The organism is Klebsiella sp. HMSC09D12 (assembly GCF_001808475.1).
Taxonomy (GTDB): Bacteria; Pseudomonadota; Gammaproteobacteria; order Enterobacterales; family Enterobacteriaceae; genus Klebsiella; species Klebsiella oxytoca.
Genome location: NZ_KV793487.1, coordinates 57,661 through 74,522 on the forward strand (window position 1 = coordinate 57,661; position 16,862 = coordinate 74,522).

The following is a 16,862-nucleotide window of genomic DNA, read 5'->3' on the forward strand; positions in this document are numbered from 1 at the left end:
CCGGGATCCGCCTGGGCGAAAGCGTGGATAAGGATATGATTGCGGTAAGAATTGGCCCGGACATGAGAATGGCAGTGGTGGGAGCGCCGTCTTATTTTGCTGCAAACACTGCACCTGAAACGCCGCACGAGCTACAAAATCACCGGTGTATCAATATGCGCCTGCCGACAGCCGGTGGTCTTTACCACTGGGAGTTTGAGAAGGATGGAAAACCGTTACGGGTCAGAGTAGAAGGGCAGGTCACGTTTAATCTGCAAGCGGAACGAATTGATGCGGCGTTATCCGGTTTTGGCATTGCCTGTATACCCGAAGACAGGGTGCAGGATTATATCAAGTCAGGAGAACTTATTCAGGTTCTGCAGGACTGGTGTCCGTCTTTCCCCGGATATTATCTTTACTATCCGAGCCGTAAGCAGCATCCGCCCGCTTTTGCGCTGATGATCGATGCACTTCGCTACGTGGAATAATGGGTCCGATATTTACTGCGGACCCGTCTAAGAATCAACTACCTGCATAGGATATTTGCAAGGGGAGCTTACAGATATTGACTCAGCAGTGCCTCAAGACTGTTCTGGTCCACGGCAAACAGGCGAATACCTTCGGCGAGCTTTTCCACTGCCATCGCATCCTGATTATGAGCCCAGTAGAACTCAGCCTCGGTCATCGCTGTGGGCTTCGCCTGGATTTCACCTTCATACGTCAGCGGCATTGGTACCGCCCCCTGAGTTTGCTGCAACTGCGCCAGCAACGCCGGGGAAACGGTCAGACGATCGCATCCGTTAAGCGCCAGCACCTGTTCCGGCGTACGGAAACTGGCCCCCATCACCACGGTGCGGTAGCCGTGCATTTTATAAAAGCGATAGATCTTCTGCACTGATTCGACACCCGGATCGTTCTCGACGGTGAAGGTGGTATCAGGGTTGTTTTTCTTGTACCAGTCGTAGATACGGCCCACAAACGGGGAAATCAGGAAAACATTGGCATCGGCACAGGCTCTGGCCTGGGCAAAGGAGAATAGTAGCGTGAGGTTACACTGGATACCCTCTTTTTCCAGCGTTTCTGCGGCACGGATCCCTTGCCAGGTGGCAGCAAGCTTAATCAAAACCCGATCTTTGCCAATACCTTTCTCTTCATACAGTGCAATAATTTCCCGCGCTTTAGCAATACTGGCCTGGGTATCAAACGAGAGGCGAGCATCCACTTCAGTTGAAATACGACCCGGAACGTTTTTCAGGATCAGCACCCCGATACTCACCGCCAGGTAATCGGCAATATCCGCAGGCTGTACCGGCTTTCCATTCTGGCGGGACTTCACTGCCGCGACGGCATCTTTCACCAGTTTCTGGTATTGCGGAAGCTGCGCCGCTTTATAAATAAGCGAAGGGTTGGTGGTCGCATCTTCAGGCTGGTAAGCCATAATGCTGTCAATATCCCCGCTGTCGGCAACAATTGTGGTTCGCTGCTTTAGTTGTTCAAGCTGATTCATGGCATAAACCTGTATTTCATAATTGGGCAGCAAATAGCAAGGAGGGGCCAGAGCCCGCTCCTTATTGCTAAGCTGGATAGGTGGTTATTTTGCCTGCGCGACGCGGGTGGTCAGGCCTGGCATATTGAAGCACTCTGCTTCGTTCTGGATCATATCTTTAATTTTATTAACCACATAACGCTCGGGTTCGACACCAAACGACTTCAGATTAGCAAACATGGTCTGCATCTCTTTGACTACCGCTGGTTTTTCGTAGTTGTAGTGGCCGCTGAGTTCGAGAATCTCTTTCAACAATTCCGGCTCGTTAAAGATCTGTTCCTCGGACTTATTTTTGTGCTCATCGGTCATCCATTTTTCCCATTTGTGGCTCAGCACGCACTCGCGGGTCAGGACGGTTTTTAAATCAGATGCTGACTTGATAAAGCCTTTCGCTGCCAGATCTTTCTCGACTTCCGCCAGCTTCAGATAAGCGCGGGTTTCAATGGTGCCGTAGGCTGGGGCGACGTTCATTGCCGTGATGCCCAGACCTGGATGTTTCAACAGGATCTCATCCGGAAGATAGTCACCATTATGCTCTTTCAGACCGACGCCGTGACGGGTGCTGATAGCCGAAAGCTCTGCGGACTGCTTATCATTAAAATGGCCAACGTTTTTGGTCAGGCGGGTCAGGGTTCCGGTCTGACCAACGATAAACAGCGGCTGCGGTAGCGATTCGGCAGCAAGACGCTTATTCAGCTCAATAATAAACCCTTCATAGGCGCTGACGTCGGTCAGGCCGCCATTGGTCTCTTCAGTTCCGACTTCATAGAAGAACTCCTTCAGGTTATTTGCCTTACGGTACTCTTCGCAGAAGCGGATCAGCTCAACGGTACGACTCAGCACCAGTTCGATATCAATGACTTTACCGACGACATACGGGTCTTTTGTCGGGTCGATATGCAACAGGTCGAAACCGGCGTCCATATCTACCTGATAAGAGCGGCGCGCTAGCGCCATCGCTTCGGCTTCCGGAATATGGTCTTTACGTTCTTTATCACGCTGCCATGGGCCACCATGGTCACGACAGAGGAAGTAATCACCGTCGAAGCCGACTTTTTCCGCCATCGCTTTCAGGTCGGCGGCAAAGCGAAATTGATCCCAGTTGTTAACGTAACCCGCGCCAAACTCATCTGCATCAACCTGGTTGCGGCTGGCAATAAACATCAGCGGCAGGTCTTTTTCTTTACCCAGCTCAAAACAGGCCTGAATTAATGCCGGAGACATGGGGCCAATTCCCAGCATTGTTGATTTTCCACCGTTAACAATATAATCGACGTACTGTTTCATTGTGTTTTTCATGATGACTCCTCAGACTTTATTCATATCAGAAGTGATTGTTTTTTTAGCCGACTCTTTTTTTACCGGCTCGCTTATGTTGGGGCGCAGAATATATAGGCAGATTGCGGTGACAATAACGCCGATAACCATATCGATGGCATACCATACAGGTGCTTTATTGACGCCTGCGATAGCAATTAACCCGCCGTGGGGAACCATAGATTCAACGCCGTGAACCATTGCCAGGCCAGCACCGACAGCGCTGCCGATAATTATTGATGGCAGAACGGTCTTCAGGTTTTTAACGGCGAAAGGAATGGCGCCCTCGGTAATGCCAATTAACCCCATAAAGGCAGCAGAGGTTCCCATTCGTCTTTCATCTTCAGCCCATTTACGTGGTGAAATAAAAGTAGAGAGAGCAATGCCCAGTGGCGGAATAGCGCAGGCAACACGGTAAGCGCCGTTAGGACCATAAATACCTTCAGCCATTAATGCGAGAGTAAATGCCGTTGCGGTTTTATTTACCGGGCCACCCATATCAAAGGCTGCCATGGCACCGACAATCAGACCAAGTACCAGTCCACTGCTTCCCTGCATATGGGAGAGCATGGAAACCAGCCATTTCATGGCAAAACCGATGGGTCCAATCAGTACATACAGATAGAGCATGCCGACGATGACGCTTGAGACGATAGGAATAATCATGATCGGCATAACCGGCATCAGCACCTTACCGACTTTCCAGCCTTTTACCCATTTAGCCACGTAGCCGCTGAGAATACCGAGCAGCATCGCCCCCAGAAAACCGGTTACCACGTGATCTGCGCCCAGCGGCGTGCTGGCCATAAAACCGGTGATTAAACCCGGAGTCAGCCCCGGTTTACCGGCGATAGAGTAGGAGATATAAGCCGCCAGCACCGGGATCATCATTCCGAGGCCCGCGCTGCCGATAGCGCCGAGGTTTAATAAGAATGGGTTGGTCACCACCATGCCTTTACCCGCGACCGGCTCACCCCCAATCAAGGAGAGTGCCAGGCAGATACCGCCGACCACCACCACCGGCATCATATATGACACCCCGGTACTGAATGCTTTAACTAAATCATCCTTGATGACTTTCATTTTTTCCGACATTTTCATCCTCCAGGACCCTTTATTTTTATGATGACTGCGATATTCAGGCACAATCATCCCCGGACGCGTTTGCGTCGTAATTTAAATAAAGAGTTCGCAGAAATTTAATTAACGTTATTATTCACCGGTACCGAATGTCGAAAGTAAATAAGGACCGGTGGGTTGTTTTATTGCACCAGTTTTTCAGCCCGGTCAATAATCGCTGCTGGATCGCGAACCACTTCTGCCGGGTTCAGCGAAATAACCAGTCCGGCGTCTTCTTTTTCTTCAAAACGCTCGACGCCTTCTATACCAATAGCAATCGCCAGAATAACCACGTCCGCTTCGGCAATCTCATCTTCGCTTAATTCATTTTCAATTCCCATGCCGCCCTGAGTTTCGACCTTGACGTCATAACCTCTTTTTTTGCACTCCTGCTCGATAGCTTCCTGTGCCATATAGGTGTGGGCGACACCGGTAATGCATGCTGCGACTCCGACAATCTTCATGAGTGACTCCTGATTTTTTATTTGGCTGTGGTTTTAAACATTGCTTAATAAATCCTGATTTCATACGGCCAAAGTATTGGCCATCAGGTTGTAGAGTACGTTGACGTTTTCGGCCTGTTTTATTTCATTGCGGAAATCCTCTTTCATTAGCTTTCGGGCAAGCGTGGAGAAATATTTCATATGCTCATTAGGGTCGGCGGATTTACTCACCGTCAGCATGAATACGGTTTCGACTTCCTGATCGCCCCACATAATGGGCGACGCAAGGGTTGCCATACTGATGGTGGAGTAGTGAATATGGTCTGACTTGGTGTGCGGAATGGCGAAGCCATAGCCCACGGCGGTGGAGAATGAGTCTTCGCGGGCCCAGATATCATCGGTTAATTGATCCCGATTATCGGTGCGATGGTGCAGCCACAGATTGTCGGTCATCTTTTTGATAACTTCGTTTTTATCGCTGGCCTGTAGTCCGCAGAGAATAAACTCTGGAGCGAGGATCGGCTTTTTGCTGACCGCTTTTACGTCCGGTGAACTCAGCGCGACTTTGACATCAGCGGAACGTTTTAACGCCACAATATCCTGTACCAGCCCCTGGCATTTGGCAAAACTCAGCTCCCGCAGCGCATGTTTTACACCCGGAATAGAGGTGCCACTCATGCTGAGTTCGTCAAAGCCCATGCCAACGAACAGCGGCAGAAAATCTTTGCTGGCACCCAGCTCTCCGCAGATACCTATCCACTTGCCCGCGCGGTGGACTTCGGCGGCGGCATACTGCATGGCGCGCAGGAATGCCGGAGCATAGTTATCGTATACCGCCTCAACCTGCGTATTTCCACGGTCGGCGGCAAAAAAGTACTGCGTCAGGTCGTTGCTGCCCACGCTGAAGAAATCTGCGTATTCCGCTATTTCACTAATCGCGAAGATAACGGAGGGGATCTCCAGCATCACGCCGAGCGAGATGCTGTCGTTGAATGCCAGCCCTTCATCACGCATCGTACTTTTGACCTCTTCGAGGACTTCACGGCACCAGATAACTTCATCAACGTTGGCGATCATCGGGATCATGATTTTGGCATCGCCAAAAGCCGAGGCGCTGAGGATAGCCTTGAGCTGCATGGCGAAAAGGTCGCGATAACGCGGATAAGTTCGCACCGCCCGGAAGCCGAGAAACGGGTTTTCTTCTTCGCCGATGCTCATATAGTCGACAGGCTTATCACCGCCAATGTCGAAGGTGCGGAAGATAACCGGCTTCCCTTGTGCAACCTGTATCACCTGGCTGTAGAGCTCAGCCAGTTCGTGGTAGTCCGGTGCGGATTCGCGGTCCATGAATGACATTTCGGTACGAAATAGTCCGATGCCTTCAGCGCCGTTACTGAAGGCTGCCTCGGCTTCCGCCAGGCTGGCAATATTGGCGGCTATCTCAACGCTATGATGATCGCTGGTGGTTGCTGCCTGATAGACGTTAGCCAGCATTTGCTGCTGCATACTCTGCTGAACGGCAATTTCATTCTGGTAATAGCGCAGAACTTTCTCATCCGGTGCGATAATTAAAATACCCGGATTGCCATCGATAATAATGTCCATGTCTGCATTCAGCTGTAGGGTCGAAAAATCAATATCTGTCAGAGTCGGGATACCGAGCGAACGTGCAAGGATAGCGGTGTGCGACGTTTTACCCGTGGCGGATAATACCATCCCGGCAAGAAACTCTTTATTGATCCCGAGAAACTGGCTTGGTGTCAGACTGTTGGCCAGAATAATCGATGGTTGCGTTAATTCAAGACTGTTCTGCGGTAATATACCCGGGCCATAGATCGCAGAAAGTAATTGTCCGGTAATATCGAGAACATCCAGGGTCCGCTCTTTAATGTATTTGCTTGATGAGCGAGTAAGAATTTCACAGAATTCCATTGCAGCTTTAATCACCGCATCCCAGGTATTGTCACCACCGGAAATCGCCGAGGAGATATGGCTTTGAAAGGTCGCATCGGTGATAATGGAAAAATGCGCCTGTAAAATATCGTGTTCAACGCCTTTTTTAATTTCCAGCGCAGCCTGCTTCTCTTGCTTAAGCGCCTCTAAACCCGCCAGAAAAATACGCTGCTGATGCTCCGTGGAATACTCACCGCCCGGGTTACGCGCCAGCATTTCGTCCAGAGACAGACTCTGAATACGAACGGGTTTGGCAATGGCAACACCGCCGCTGATGCGTGAACCCTGAATAAAACTGAGCTGAGTCTCCCGCAGCGAACGCGGGAGATAACCCGCAGGCACTGCGGCTTCATCTGCATGGCTAACCTCGAAGGAGGGCAGTTTTTTAAGCAGCGCACTCAGCTGCTGAGCCGCGTTTGCAGCATCTTTACCGCTGATGGTAATTTCACAGGCGTCGTTGAGTAAGGTATCGGTGGCGACAATCGAGAGAGCGCTTTTACCATTACCCTGAATGCCGCTGCGAATATTATTCCAGCACACCTCAGATTGAAAGGTATTACACAATCGTTCGATATGTCCCGCCGGTCTGGCGTGAATACCATCCTTCAGCTCACATTGATACGTAATTATCTGTGACATCATTGCTCCCGATAATCTTTTAGCCCTGGCTAATTAATTTTTTCTGCAGGTTTGAGTGCCTGCCTTTCATGTTTTATATCCTTCATCGTTCTCAGCTAGCTTTGAATAGAAAAAAAGTGACCTTTGCTTGAATAAAAAAGCCTGATTATTATTTTGTGATCGAGGTCATGAAATTATATAGAATTACTGTGATGTGTGTATTGCGAGATGATTTAAGTAATTGTGATGGCAGCCGTACTATTATTAACGGGTGAGCAGTGGTCACGTAATTGCTATTAAAGTGACTTTCTTTCTATTCAATGGTCATGGGTAATGGAGTACAAAATAATACACACTCTATTTATTTCGTTGTGGTAATTACGATGCATTTTCGTGGAATATTACTGGATTTAGACGGGACGCTGGTGAACTCGCTGGATTTCGTTGAGGCCTCCTGGCGTTTATGGGCCACTACAAAAGAGCTGGATCCGAGGGCGGTATGCCATTATCTCCACGGTAAACCCGCTTTGAGTACGCTGCGCCACTTTATGCCCGATGCCAGCGAACAGATCATCATCGACGAATTTCTCGCGCTGGAAGAGTTTGAAGCGAGCAATACTGACGGCATCACTGCGGTTAACGGGGCTGTTGATTTTCTCCGCCAGCTTGAGCAGTTGCAGGTCCCTTGGGCCATTGTGACTTCCGGGTCGCTGAAGGTTGCCTCAGCACGGATCCGACAAGCCGGTTTCCCCGTTCCGCCGGTGCTGGTGACCAGCGAAGATATTCATCATGGCAAGCCGCATCCGGAGCCGTTCCTGACGGGTGCAGCCCGACTCGGTCTTTCTCCCGCTAATTGCCTCGCTTTTGAAGACTCCACTGCCGGTCTGCTTTCTGCCACCCAGGCAGGGTGCGTGGTGGTTGAAGTCCTGACCCGCCAGTCTGTAGTTCACGATATCGATACCTGGAAAACCATTGATAACTACCTCGACCTGCGCGTAACGCGCAAGGGCGAGGCAGATTTTTTACTTAAGATTCAGAGGGAGTTTTAAATGTCATCACGAAAAACCCTGGCCAATGCCATCCGTATGCTGAGTGTCGATGCCGTTCAGCGGGCAAATTCCGGTCATCCGGGCGCACCGATGGGAATGGCGGATATTGCCGAAGTCCTGTGGCGGGATTTTCTCAACCATAACCCGAATAACCCCGCGTGGGCCAACCGCGACCGTTTTGTACTCTCCAACGGTCACGGCTCAATGCTGCTCTACAGCCTGCTGCACCTTACCGGCTACGATTTGCCGATTGATGAGCTGAAAAACTTCCGTCAGCTGCATTCGAAAACGCCGGGGCACCCGGAAGTGGGTTACACCGCGGGCATCGAAACCACCACCGGGCCGCTGGGGCAGGGGATAGCCAATGCGGTCGGCATGGCTATCGCCGAGAAAACTCTCGCGGCGCAATTTAACCGCCCGGGCCACGACATTGTCGATCACTTCACATATACCTTTATGGGCGACGGTTGCATGATGGAGGGAATTTCTCATGAAGTTTGCTCCCTGGCCGGGACGCTGAAGCTCGGTAAGCTGGTGGCGTTCTACGACGATAACGGCATCTCTATCGATGGTCACGTCGAGGGATGGTTCACCGACGACACCGCCAAACGCTTTGAGGCTTACGGCTGGCATGTGGTACGCGGAGTCGATGGGCATGATCCTGAATCCATCCGTGCCGCGATTGATGTTGCAAAGTCGATTACCACCATGCCGACGTTAATTATCTGCAAAACGGTGATTGGTTTTGGCTCTCCGCATAAAGCGGGTACTCATGATGTCCACGGCGCGCCGCTGGGCGAGGCTGAAGTGGCGGCAACGCGTGAAGCGCTGGATTGGCCGTATCCACCGTTTGTTATCCCCACTGAGATAGCTTCGCAGTGGGACGCCCGCAAATCAGGGCAGGCTAAGGAGGCTGCGTGGAACCAGCAGTTTGCCACATACGCGAAAGCGTTCCCCGAGCTGGCAGATGAATTTACCCGTCGGGTGAATGGGCAACTGCCTGCAGATTTTGCCAGCAAGGCGCAGGCGTTTATTGAAAAATTGCAGGCCAAACCGGCGAAAATCGCCAGCCGTAAAGCGTCGCAGAATGCGATTGAAGCCTTTGGTCCGCTGTTGCCGGAATTCCTCGGCGGATCTGCGGATCTGGCTCCATCGAACCTGACCTTGTGGTCCGGCTCTAAAGCGATTAACGAAGACAGCGCCGGGAACTACATTCACTACGGCGTGCGTGAGTTCGGTATGACCGCTATCGCCAACGGTATTGCGCTGCACGGTGGCTTCCTGCCGTACACCTCGACGTTCCTGATGTTTGTCGAATACGCACGCAACGCGGTGCGCATGGCGGCGCTGATGAAGCAGCGTCAGGTGATGGTTTATACCCATGACTCCATTGGCCTGGGCGAAGATGGCCCGACCCATCAGCCGGTCGAGCAGATTGCCTCACTACGCATGACGCCGAACCTCAGCACCTGGCGTCCCTGCGATCAGGTTGAATCGGCGGTGGCGTGGAAATATGGTGTTGAGCGACAGGACGGTCCGACTGCGCTCATTTTTTCCCGGCAAAACCTGACCCAGCAGGAACGGACCTGGCAGCAGGTGCAGGATATCGCGCGCGGCGGCTATGTTCTGAAGAATTGCGAGGGGCAACCGCAGCTGATCCTTATCTCGACCGGCTCGGAGGTGGAGCTGGCGGTAGCCGCATGGCAGCAACTGACGGCTGAAGGTGTGAAGGCACGGGTGGTCTCCATGCCGTCCACCGATGTCTTCGACAAGCAGGATGCGGCGTATCGTGAAGCGGTGTTGCCGCAGGCGGTTTCTGCGCGTATTGCCGTGGAAGCGGGGATCGCGGATTACTGGTTTAAATATGTCGGGCTGAATGGCGCGATTATCGGTATGCAGACCTACGGCGAGTCCGCCCCGGCGGAACAGCTTTATCAGGAGTTTGGCATTACCGTTGAGGTGGTGTTGCAGCAGGCAAAAGCGCTTCTGGCTTAACCTTTAACGGCCCCTTACATGCTAAGGGGCCGCTTTTCATTAAAGGGAGAGATAACATGTATCCCGTTGACCTTCATATGCATACCCTGGCCAGCACCCACGCCTATAGCACGGTTCATGACTATATCGCCGCCGCGGTGCGTAAACATATTCGCCTGATCGCCATTACCGACCATGGCCCGGAAATGGTTGATGCGCCGCATCCGTTTCACTTTAATAATTTGCGTGTGCTGCCGCGCGTTGTCGATGGTGTGGGGATCCTGCGCGGTATTGAGGCCAATATCAAACCTGGTGGTGAGACCGACTGTAGCGACAAAATGCGTGCGTCGCTGGATTTAGTGATTGCTGGATTCCATAAGCAGGTGTTTGCGCCAGCGGACATTACCACCAATACCGATGCGCTGATTGCAGTAATAGCGAGCGGTAAGGTGCATATTATCAGCCACCCCGGTAACCCGGAGTATCCGATTGATATCCCGGCGGTGGTGGCCGTGGCTAAGGAGTGTCATGTGGCGTTGGAGGTCAATAACGCCTCTTTCGTCCATTCACGTAAGGGCAGTGAGGGGAACTGTCGCAAAATTGTAGCAGCCGTGCGCGACAGCGGCGGACTTCTCTCATTGGGTAGCGATTCACACAGCGCGTTTTCTCTGGGGGACTTTAGCGCCTGTCAGCATCTGCTGGTGGAGGCTGATTTTCCAGCATCAAGAGTGCTGAATACCTCTGTGCGACGAGTGCTGACGTTTCTGGAACAGCACGGCGGGGGGCGGATAGCCGAGCTTTATGCGCTTCCTGGCTAAAAATCTTGTGGGTTAAACCCTCTCCCAATAATGGGAGAGGAAGTTCGGCGTGTCTGTGCGGTTTTGAGACTGGACTGTTAGAGCCAGGGAAAACCACCTACAGGTCAATAACGTTGCCTCGCGGCAGATTTAAAGACTTACGAATGGCGGCGATAACCTCAGTTGGTTTGAGTAACAGCGAATTAATACAAACATTCAGAATACGGCAACCCTCAAAGCGTGAAGGATTATCGATAGTAATATCGGATGCGATGATGGTGAGCTCAGACTCGAAAATATCTTTATCGGTAATTGGATTCTTAAGCCCCAGTACGCCCTGAGTCTCAATTTTGATCGCAAAGTGATACTGCTTCGCCAGTTTTTCCAGCTGCTCTGCGGCCATGTACGTATGCGCCACGCCGGTCGCGCACGCGGTCACCGCCACAATATGCAGATGACGTTCGCTGGAGAAAGGCTGAATCTCATCTCTTGTTGCACGAGTGGTCATGATCTTGCTCCTTTATTTTTGCGGCGGTATTCAAGCGGCGTACAGTCGTTGATATCGCGAAACACCTTGCAGAAATAGTTAGTATCTGTGAAACCGCACTTTTCTGAAACTTCGTTTATTTTCAGATTGGTATTGGTCAGCAGCGTTTTTGAACGTGAAATGCGGGCTAACTTGAGATATTCGTTAAATTTCACGTCTGACTCCTTCGAAAACAGACGCGACAGATAGCCTGGGGAAATATTAAACGTTTCGGCGACGCTTTCCCGGCTAATGTCCGTGTGGTAGTGACTATCGATATGGCTCTTAATTTCGTCCAGCAGTGAGAAGGGAGCCCGCTGGTTATTCAGGCCATCGGTAATTTGATATAGCAGGTCGTTAAGCAGCGCATAGACCAAGTGGGCAAAGGTCTCGCTGGTGGTATCTTGCGACCACGCCAGCGATTCAGCCAGGTCGAGAAGCCGATCGCGAACCGTACTGCTGGAGTTTTGCAGATTGTACTTCTCTACCTCTTTAAACTGCGTGCCATCCCAGTTGCTGATGCTGAAACCGACGTCCTGCTTCCAGAAGACTATCGACATGCAAATAACCGGGCTTTCCCACAGCGGCGAGTTCCAGCTATTGGCGGGGATATAGGTGATGGTGCCGACCGGACGTTCATATTTCACGATGCGGTCCACGCCTTTCGGCAGCAGCATGCGAAGTGTGCCCTTTACCGTCAACTCAATGCGCGGAACGTGCAGATGGTAGGCCATCGCCGGAGCCTGCGTATTGCCGTTAGCTACCATGACGCCTTTGTCTATCGAGCCCTGAGCGCTGAATTCACTGAGAATAGATTGAATAAATGTAGCCATATTATGCCCGAGGTTTGATAACTGTCTTCAGGACTTTCACCGCAAAGGCGGTGGTGATGCTCCCGGCGACCACCGAAACGATGTAGCCAAAATGGTTGCTGACTACCGGTAATACGATAAGTCCGCCCCACGGGGCGGCGTTGGTTGCGCCAAACCATAGTGTGAGGATCGCCGCAACCGCACTGCCAAGCATAATTGCCGGGATCACCCGTACCGGATCCGCCGCCGCAAACGGAATTGCCCCTTCTGTTATCCCCATAAAGCCCATAATTATCGCTGGCTTACCGGCTTCTCGCTCCACATCATTAAAGATGTCTTTAAACAGAAAGGTTGCCAGCGCCAGCCCCAGAGGCGGAGTACAGTCGGCGGCAGCGACTGCCGCCATCAGCTGCGGGTTCGTTGAGATCAGTGCAACAGCAAAGAAAAAAGCGGTTTTATTCATTGGGCCGCCCATGTCAACGGCGATCATGCAGCCCAGGATGGTACCGAGGATAATAAACGACGCGCCCTGCATATTGCCAAGCCAGACGCTAAGCCACTTCATCAGCCCGGCAATCGGGTCGCCAATGATGTAATACACCGCCATGCCGGTGAGGAAGGTCCCGATCAGCGGAATAATAAATATCGGTAATACCATGCGCAGGAAGTGGGGGATTTTAAGCCGGGCGATCAGGTTCAACAGAACATAGACGACCAGCCCGGCAATAATCCCGGAGAGCATGCCGCCTAAAAATCCGGCGCCCATCTGATAAGCCATCAGGCCGCCGATGGCACCCGGCGCGATGCCCGGTTTATCGACCATCGAATACGCGATAAATCCTGACAGGATGGGGATAAACAGGGTTAAGCCAGCCATACCAATTTGCGACATGGCCTTCAGGAAACCATGGTCCGGTACGGCGGCTTCCCCGTTAAACATCACCGCGAGCGCCAACAGAACACCACCAGCGACGACAAACGGGATCATGTAGGAGACACCGGTCATAAAATGTCGTTTAGTATTTTTTAATAGTTTTAACATGTCAGCCTCGTAACGTTTGCTGCTCAGAAGACCAGAGTTCTGGATATCAGCGTGTAAAGCGCTTCCGGGCTTTTTGCCGCTTTAATCTGGCTGACAAATTCATCATTCATGAGCATGCGCGCCAGGCTGGAGAAGTACTTCATATGCTCGTTATCCTGCGCGGATTTGCTAATCGTCAGCATGAACAGGGTATCCACCATGACGCCGCCCCAGGCGATAGGTTGCCTGAGCGTGGCAATACTGACGGAGGAATCCCTGACAGCGTCCGTTTGGGCATGGGGGATAGCAAAGCCCGAGCCAACGACGGTAGGAAAAGGCACTTCGCGAGCCCAGATATCACTGCAGAGCCTGTCACGTGTATTGGTGCGCTGCTGAAGCCACAGGTTATCAACCATCATTTTGATAGCCTCGTTTTTATCAGCGGCGTCAATTCCCCATAAAACCATCTCCGGCGACAGTAGCGGCTTTTGCGCCGCACTAACGCTCGAGTTTTGTAATGCGGCTTTGAACTGTTGTGCGTTGTGATTTTGCAAAAGATTCTGCGTCAGCGACCGGCAATCTCCGGCACTGAGTTGGCCCAGGGCGTGCTTAATCCCCGGAATCGCGGTGCAGTTCATACTCAATTCATCAAAGCCAATGCCGATAAGCAGTGGGAGAATGGTTTCGTCAGCAGCGAGTTCACCGCACAACCCGACAGGCTTACCGGCGCGATGAGCCTCTTTCACTGCGAATTGCAGGGCGCGTAAAAACGGTGGCGTGCAACTGTCATAAAGCGTTTTTACCTGTGCATTACCTCGGTCTGCGGCGAAAAAGTATTGCGTCAGGTCATTACTGCCCACGCTGAAGAAATCCGCATGTTCTGCCATCTCTGCCATAGAAAAGAGTACCGAAGGTACTTCCAGCATGATTCCGAGCGCTGTCTGTTCATCAAATGCCAGACCCTCGTGGCGCATCTCCTGTTTAACCGATTCCAGTACCTCACGACACCAGATAAGTTCTTCCACCCGAGAAATCATCGGCAGCATAATTTTGGCTTTACCTGATGTTGAGGCGCTCAGAATAGCCTTCAGTTGGGTGGAAAAAAGGTCGCGATATTGCGGATAAGTACGCACTGCCCGGAAACCAAGAAACGGGTTTTCTTCATTGTCGACGCTTAGGTATCCAACCGGTTTATCACCGCCGATATCGAAGGTGCGAAAGATAACGGGCTTCCCCCCTGCCAGAGTAACAACCTGTTTATACAGGTTTGTCAGTTCAGCGCAGGAGGGCGGGTAATCGCGGCCCATATATGTTATCTCGGTGCGAAACAGGCCGATGCTTTCCGCGCCGTTTTCAAAGGCCGCCTGCGCTTCGGCCAGGCTTGCAATATTAGCGGCTACCTCTACGCGATGCCCATCGCGGGTTCTTGCGGGCGCTAAAGCATTTTCCCGCAGCCGCTGCTGCATATCCTGCTGGACGGCAATTTCATGACGGTAGTAGCGCAGAACTTTCTCATCCGGATGGGTAATCAGGATCCCCGGCTCACCATCAATGATTATCAGCTGATCGACATCGAAATCCAGCGATGAAAAATCGATATCCGCCAGGGTTGGGATACCTGACGAACGAGCCAGTATGGCTGTATGGGAGGTTTTCCCCGTAGAGGAGAGCACCAGACCTGCAAGGTGTTTGCGGTTTAGCGCCAGAAACTGGTTGGGGGTCAGATGACTGGCGAAAACAATTGTCGGTTCATTTAGCAAAGGTGGGTGGTAAGCCAGAGCCTGTTCGCCATAGATCGCACTGATGAGCTGCGTCGCAATATCAAGAATATCCAGGGCGCGCTCCTGCAGATACTGGCTAGGCGAGCGCTCAAGCTGATGGCAAAAGTCAAGGGACGCCTGCGCGATGGCCGACCAGGCATTCATGTTGTTATTCAGATAACCGATCGCACTATCCTGAAATGCGATGTCGGTTATCAGAGATAGATGTGCCGCAATAAGATCGTGTTCAATACCCTGGTTTTTTGCGAGGGCGGCTTCTTGCTCTACGCGTAATGAATCTAACCCGGCAAGAAAGCGGGCTTTTTCACTTTCAATATTGCCGATATACCCTGGATTGCGGGCGATAATATCGGTGAAAGTCAGGCTCTGCATTATCTGTGGTCTGGCGATGGCTGCGCCTTTATTTATGCGAGTTCCCTGAATCACCTGTGGGTTCAACTCGCGCAGGCAGCGGGGCAGATACCCCTGCGTGGTTATTGGTTCCGGTTCAAGGCTAAAAGTCGGGAGATCGGAAAGCAGCGTGCGCAATTGGACTGCGGCCTGCGTTTCATCCTCTCCGCAAAGGGTGATGCGGCATGTATCGTTTACCAGCGTGTCACTGGCAATCAGCGAGAGGGCGCTTTTCGCATTTGCCAGTAGTCCCGTACGGGTGTTTTCCCAGTCGATATCTGCCCGGAACAGATTACATAGCCGCGCGATGTATCCGGCAGGCCGGGCATGAACACCTTCGTGAAGCTCACATACATAGGTTATAACCACCGCCATCTCGACTCCTGAATGCCTTCGCGCGTCAATGTGTTGCCGATCTCGCTATCTTTCCCTGTTCGCAACGGTGATGACATAGTAAAAAAGTGACCTTTTCTTAAAAATAGTAACCTGATTGTGATTTTGTGACTTTTGTCATATTTATGAATGATTAATTCTCAATTACTTGTTTGATTTAGTTTGTTTTTTTGTTTCTGGCTTTTGAACCGTTTTTGCAATATGGATCACAAATTTAAAGCTAATACAAACAGGTTCATGAAATGGTGCGGGGGTAGGCAGGATAATCTGTTTCCGGCATGTCTATTCACGACTTCTCCGGCGGCATCTATCACTATGGCGTTAGCAGATATGTATCTGATTCAAAAATATCTGAGTTATCTGCCTGATTAATCAAACGAAATAAGGGTCCGCAATAGAGCACGGACCCGTCCGGGTATTAACGACCTACGCGAGCCCGATGCTCAGGAGAGTAACGCTCGCCGACGATTTTAATCGTTTCAAGCGCCTGTGTTATCTGCCGTGAGTCATCCTGTGAAAGAATGATGTCGGCAGCCCCAAGGTTTTCTTCCAGTCGATGCAGTTTGGTGGTACCAGGGATAGGAACAATCCACGGCTTTTGTGCCAGCAGCCATGCCAGCGCGATTTGTGCAGACGTCACGCCTTTCTCTGCCGCCAGTTCACCCAGCAATGAGACCAGCTTTTCATTGGCTTCAATCGCCTGCTCGGCGAAACGTGGTACTGTGCTGCGGTAGTCATCCTTGCCAAAAGTGGTTCCTGGCCTAATCGATCCTGTCAGGAAGCCCTTACCTAATGGACTGAAGGGTACAAAACCAATACCCAATTCCTCCAGCAACGGCAGGATCTCCCGCTCAGGCTCGCGCCACCACATTGAGTATTCGCTTTGTAGGGCAGTGACAGGTTGTACGGCATGCGCACGACGAATAGTTTGCGCACCCGCTTCGGACAGACCGAAATGTTTAACTTTGCCTTCAGCGATCAGGTCCTTCACTGTTCCCGCAACATCTTCAATAGGGACATCCGGGTCGACACGGTGTTGGTACAGCAGATCAATGACATCAGTCTTTAGACGACGTAATGATCCTTCCACTGCTTCACGGATATGCTCCGGACGGCTGTTTAAAATCTGCTGCTTGTTGTCGTC

General features: G+C 51.6%; 14 protein-coding genes. 4 read left to right on the plus strand and 10 right to left on the minus strand.

All coding sequences use genetic code 11. From position 1 onward, the window contains the following. A partial coding sequence (locus HMPREF3178_RS31790) for a LysR substrate-binding domain-containing protein (RefSeq protein WP_267283656.1) occupies positions 1 to 467 on the plus strand: 467 nt, incomplete at its 5' end. 68 nt (positions 468 to 535) lie between these two features. Here the strand turns inward: HMPREF3178_RS31790 and tal are convergent. From tal to ptsP (HMPREF3178_RS17565), 5 genes are all read right to left on the minus strand, one after another. After that, entirely contained in the window at positions 536 to 1,486 is a 951-nt protein-coding gene (tal, locus tag HMPREF3178_RS17545) for a transaldolase (protein WP_001515339.1), read from the minus strand. 84 nt (positions 1,487 to 1,570) lie between these two features. Next, positions 1,571 to 2,824 carry a class II D-tagatose-bisphosphate aldolase non-catalytic subunit gene (locus tag HMPREF3178_RS17550; RefSeq protein WP_001515338.1) on the minus strand — a complete coding sequence of 418 codons (1,254 nt, stop codon included), beginning with the start codon at positions 2,822 to 2,824 and terminating at the stop codon, positions 1,571 to 1,573. Between the two features lie 9 nt (positions 2,825 to 2,833). Further along, entirely contained in the window at positions 2,834 to 3,937 is a 1,104-nt protein-coding gene (locus HMPREF3178_RS17555; protein WP_001515336.1) for a PTS fructose transporter subunit IIC, read from the minus strand. Between the two features lie 167 nt (positions 3,938 to 4,104). Beyond that, positions 4,105 to 4,425, minus strand: coding sequence for a PTS fructose transporter subunit IIB (locus tag HMPREF3178_RS17560; RefSeq protein ID WP_001515335.1), 321 nt, complete (start codon positions 4,423 to 4,425; stop codon positions 4,105 to 4,107). A gap of 60 nt (positions 4,426 to 4,485) precedes the next feature. Further along, complete coding sequence (ptsP, locus tag HMPREF3178_RS17565) at positions 4,486 to 6,996, minus strand: phosphoenolpyruvate--protein phosphotransferase (protein ID WP_004105536.1); 2,511 nt, start codon at positions 6,994 to 6,996, stop codon at positions 4,486 to 4,488. Between the two features lie 362 nt (positions 6,997 to 7,358). Between ptsP (HMPREF3178_RS17565) and HMPREF3178_RS17570 the strand changes: the two genes are divergently transcribed. From HMPREF3178_RS17570 to HMPREF3178_RS17580, 3 genes are read left to right on the plus strand one after another with little or no spacing between them, the layout of a single operon-like run. Beyond that, positions 7,359 to 8,024: an HAD-IA family hydrolase gene (locus tag HMPREF3178_RS17570; RefSeq protein ID WP_024191304.1), complete on the plus strand. Its 666-nt coding sequence runs from the start codon at positions 7,359 to 7,361 to the stop codon at positions 8,022 to 8,024. Continuing rightward, complete coding sequence (gene tkt / locus HMPREF3178_RS17575; protein ID WP_004105531.1) at positions 8,025 to 10,019, plus strand: transketolase; 1,995 nt, start codon at positions 8,025 to 8,027, stop codon at positions 10,017 to 10,019. Positions 10,020 to 10,075: 56 nt separating this feature from the next. Continuing rightward, the gene (locus HMPREF3178_RS17580) at positions 10,076 to 10,816 is read left to right on the plus strand and encodes a phosphatase (RefSeq protein WP_004105529.1); all 741 of its coding nucleotides are present in this window, start codon (positions 10,076 to 10,078) and stop codon (positions 10,814 to 10,816) included. A 97-nt stretch (positions 10,817 to 10,913) separates the two neighbouring features. On the opposite strand, the gene HMPREF3178_RS17585 is transcribed toward HMPREF3178_RS17580, so the two are convergent. The 5 genes from HMPREF3178_RS17585 to HMPREF3178_RS17605 form a co-directional block, all read right to left on the minus strand. Next, positions 10,914 to 11,303 (minus strand): PTS fructose transporter subunit IIB, encoded by a 390-nt coding sequence (locus HMPREF3178_RS17585; RefSeq protein WP_001515329.1) that lies wholly within the window; start codon positions 11,301 to 11,303, stop codon positions 10,914 to 10,916. Then, positions 11,300 to 12,154, minus strand: coding sequence for an AraC family transcriptional regulator (locus HMPREF3178_RS17590; RefSeq protein WP_004105526.1), 855 nt, complete (start codon positions 12,152 to 12,154; stop codon positions 11,300 to 11,302). The genes HMPREF3178_RS17585 and HMPREF3178_RS17590 overlap by 4 nt, the downstream gene beginning before the upstream one ends. 1 nt (position 12,155) lies before the next feature. Continuing rightward, positions 12,156 to 13,175: a PTS fructose transporter subunit IIC gene (locus HMPREF3178_RS17595; protein WP_004105524.1), complete on the minus strand. Its 1,020-nt coding sequence runs from the start codon at positions 13,173 to 13,175 to the stop codon at positions 12,156 to 12,158. A 23-nt stretch (positions 13,176 to 13,198) separates the two neighbouring features. Continuing rightward, on the minus strand, positions 13,199 to 15,700 hold the full coding sequence (ptsP, locus tag HMPREF3178_RS17600) for a phosphoenolpyruvate--protein phosphotransferase (protein ID WP_004105522.1): 2,502 nt from the start codon (positions 15,698 to 15,700) through the stop codon (positions 13,199 to 13,201). Between the two features lie 436 nt (positions 15,701 to 16,136). Continuing rightward, on the minus strand, positions 16,137 to 16,862 hold a 726-nt coding region (locus HMPREF3178_RS17605), incomplete at its 5' end, for an aldo/keto reductase (protein WP_070585338.1).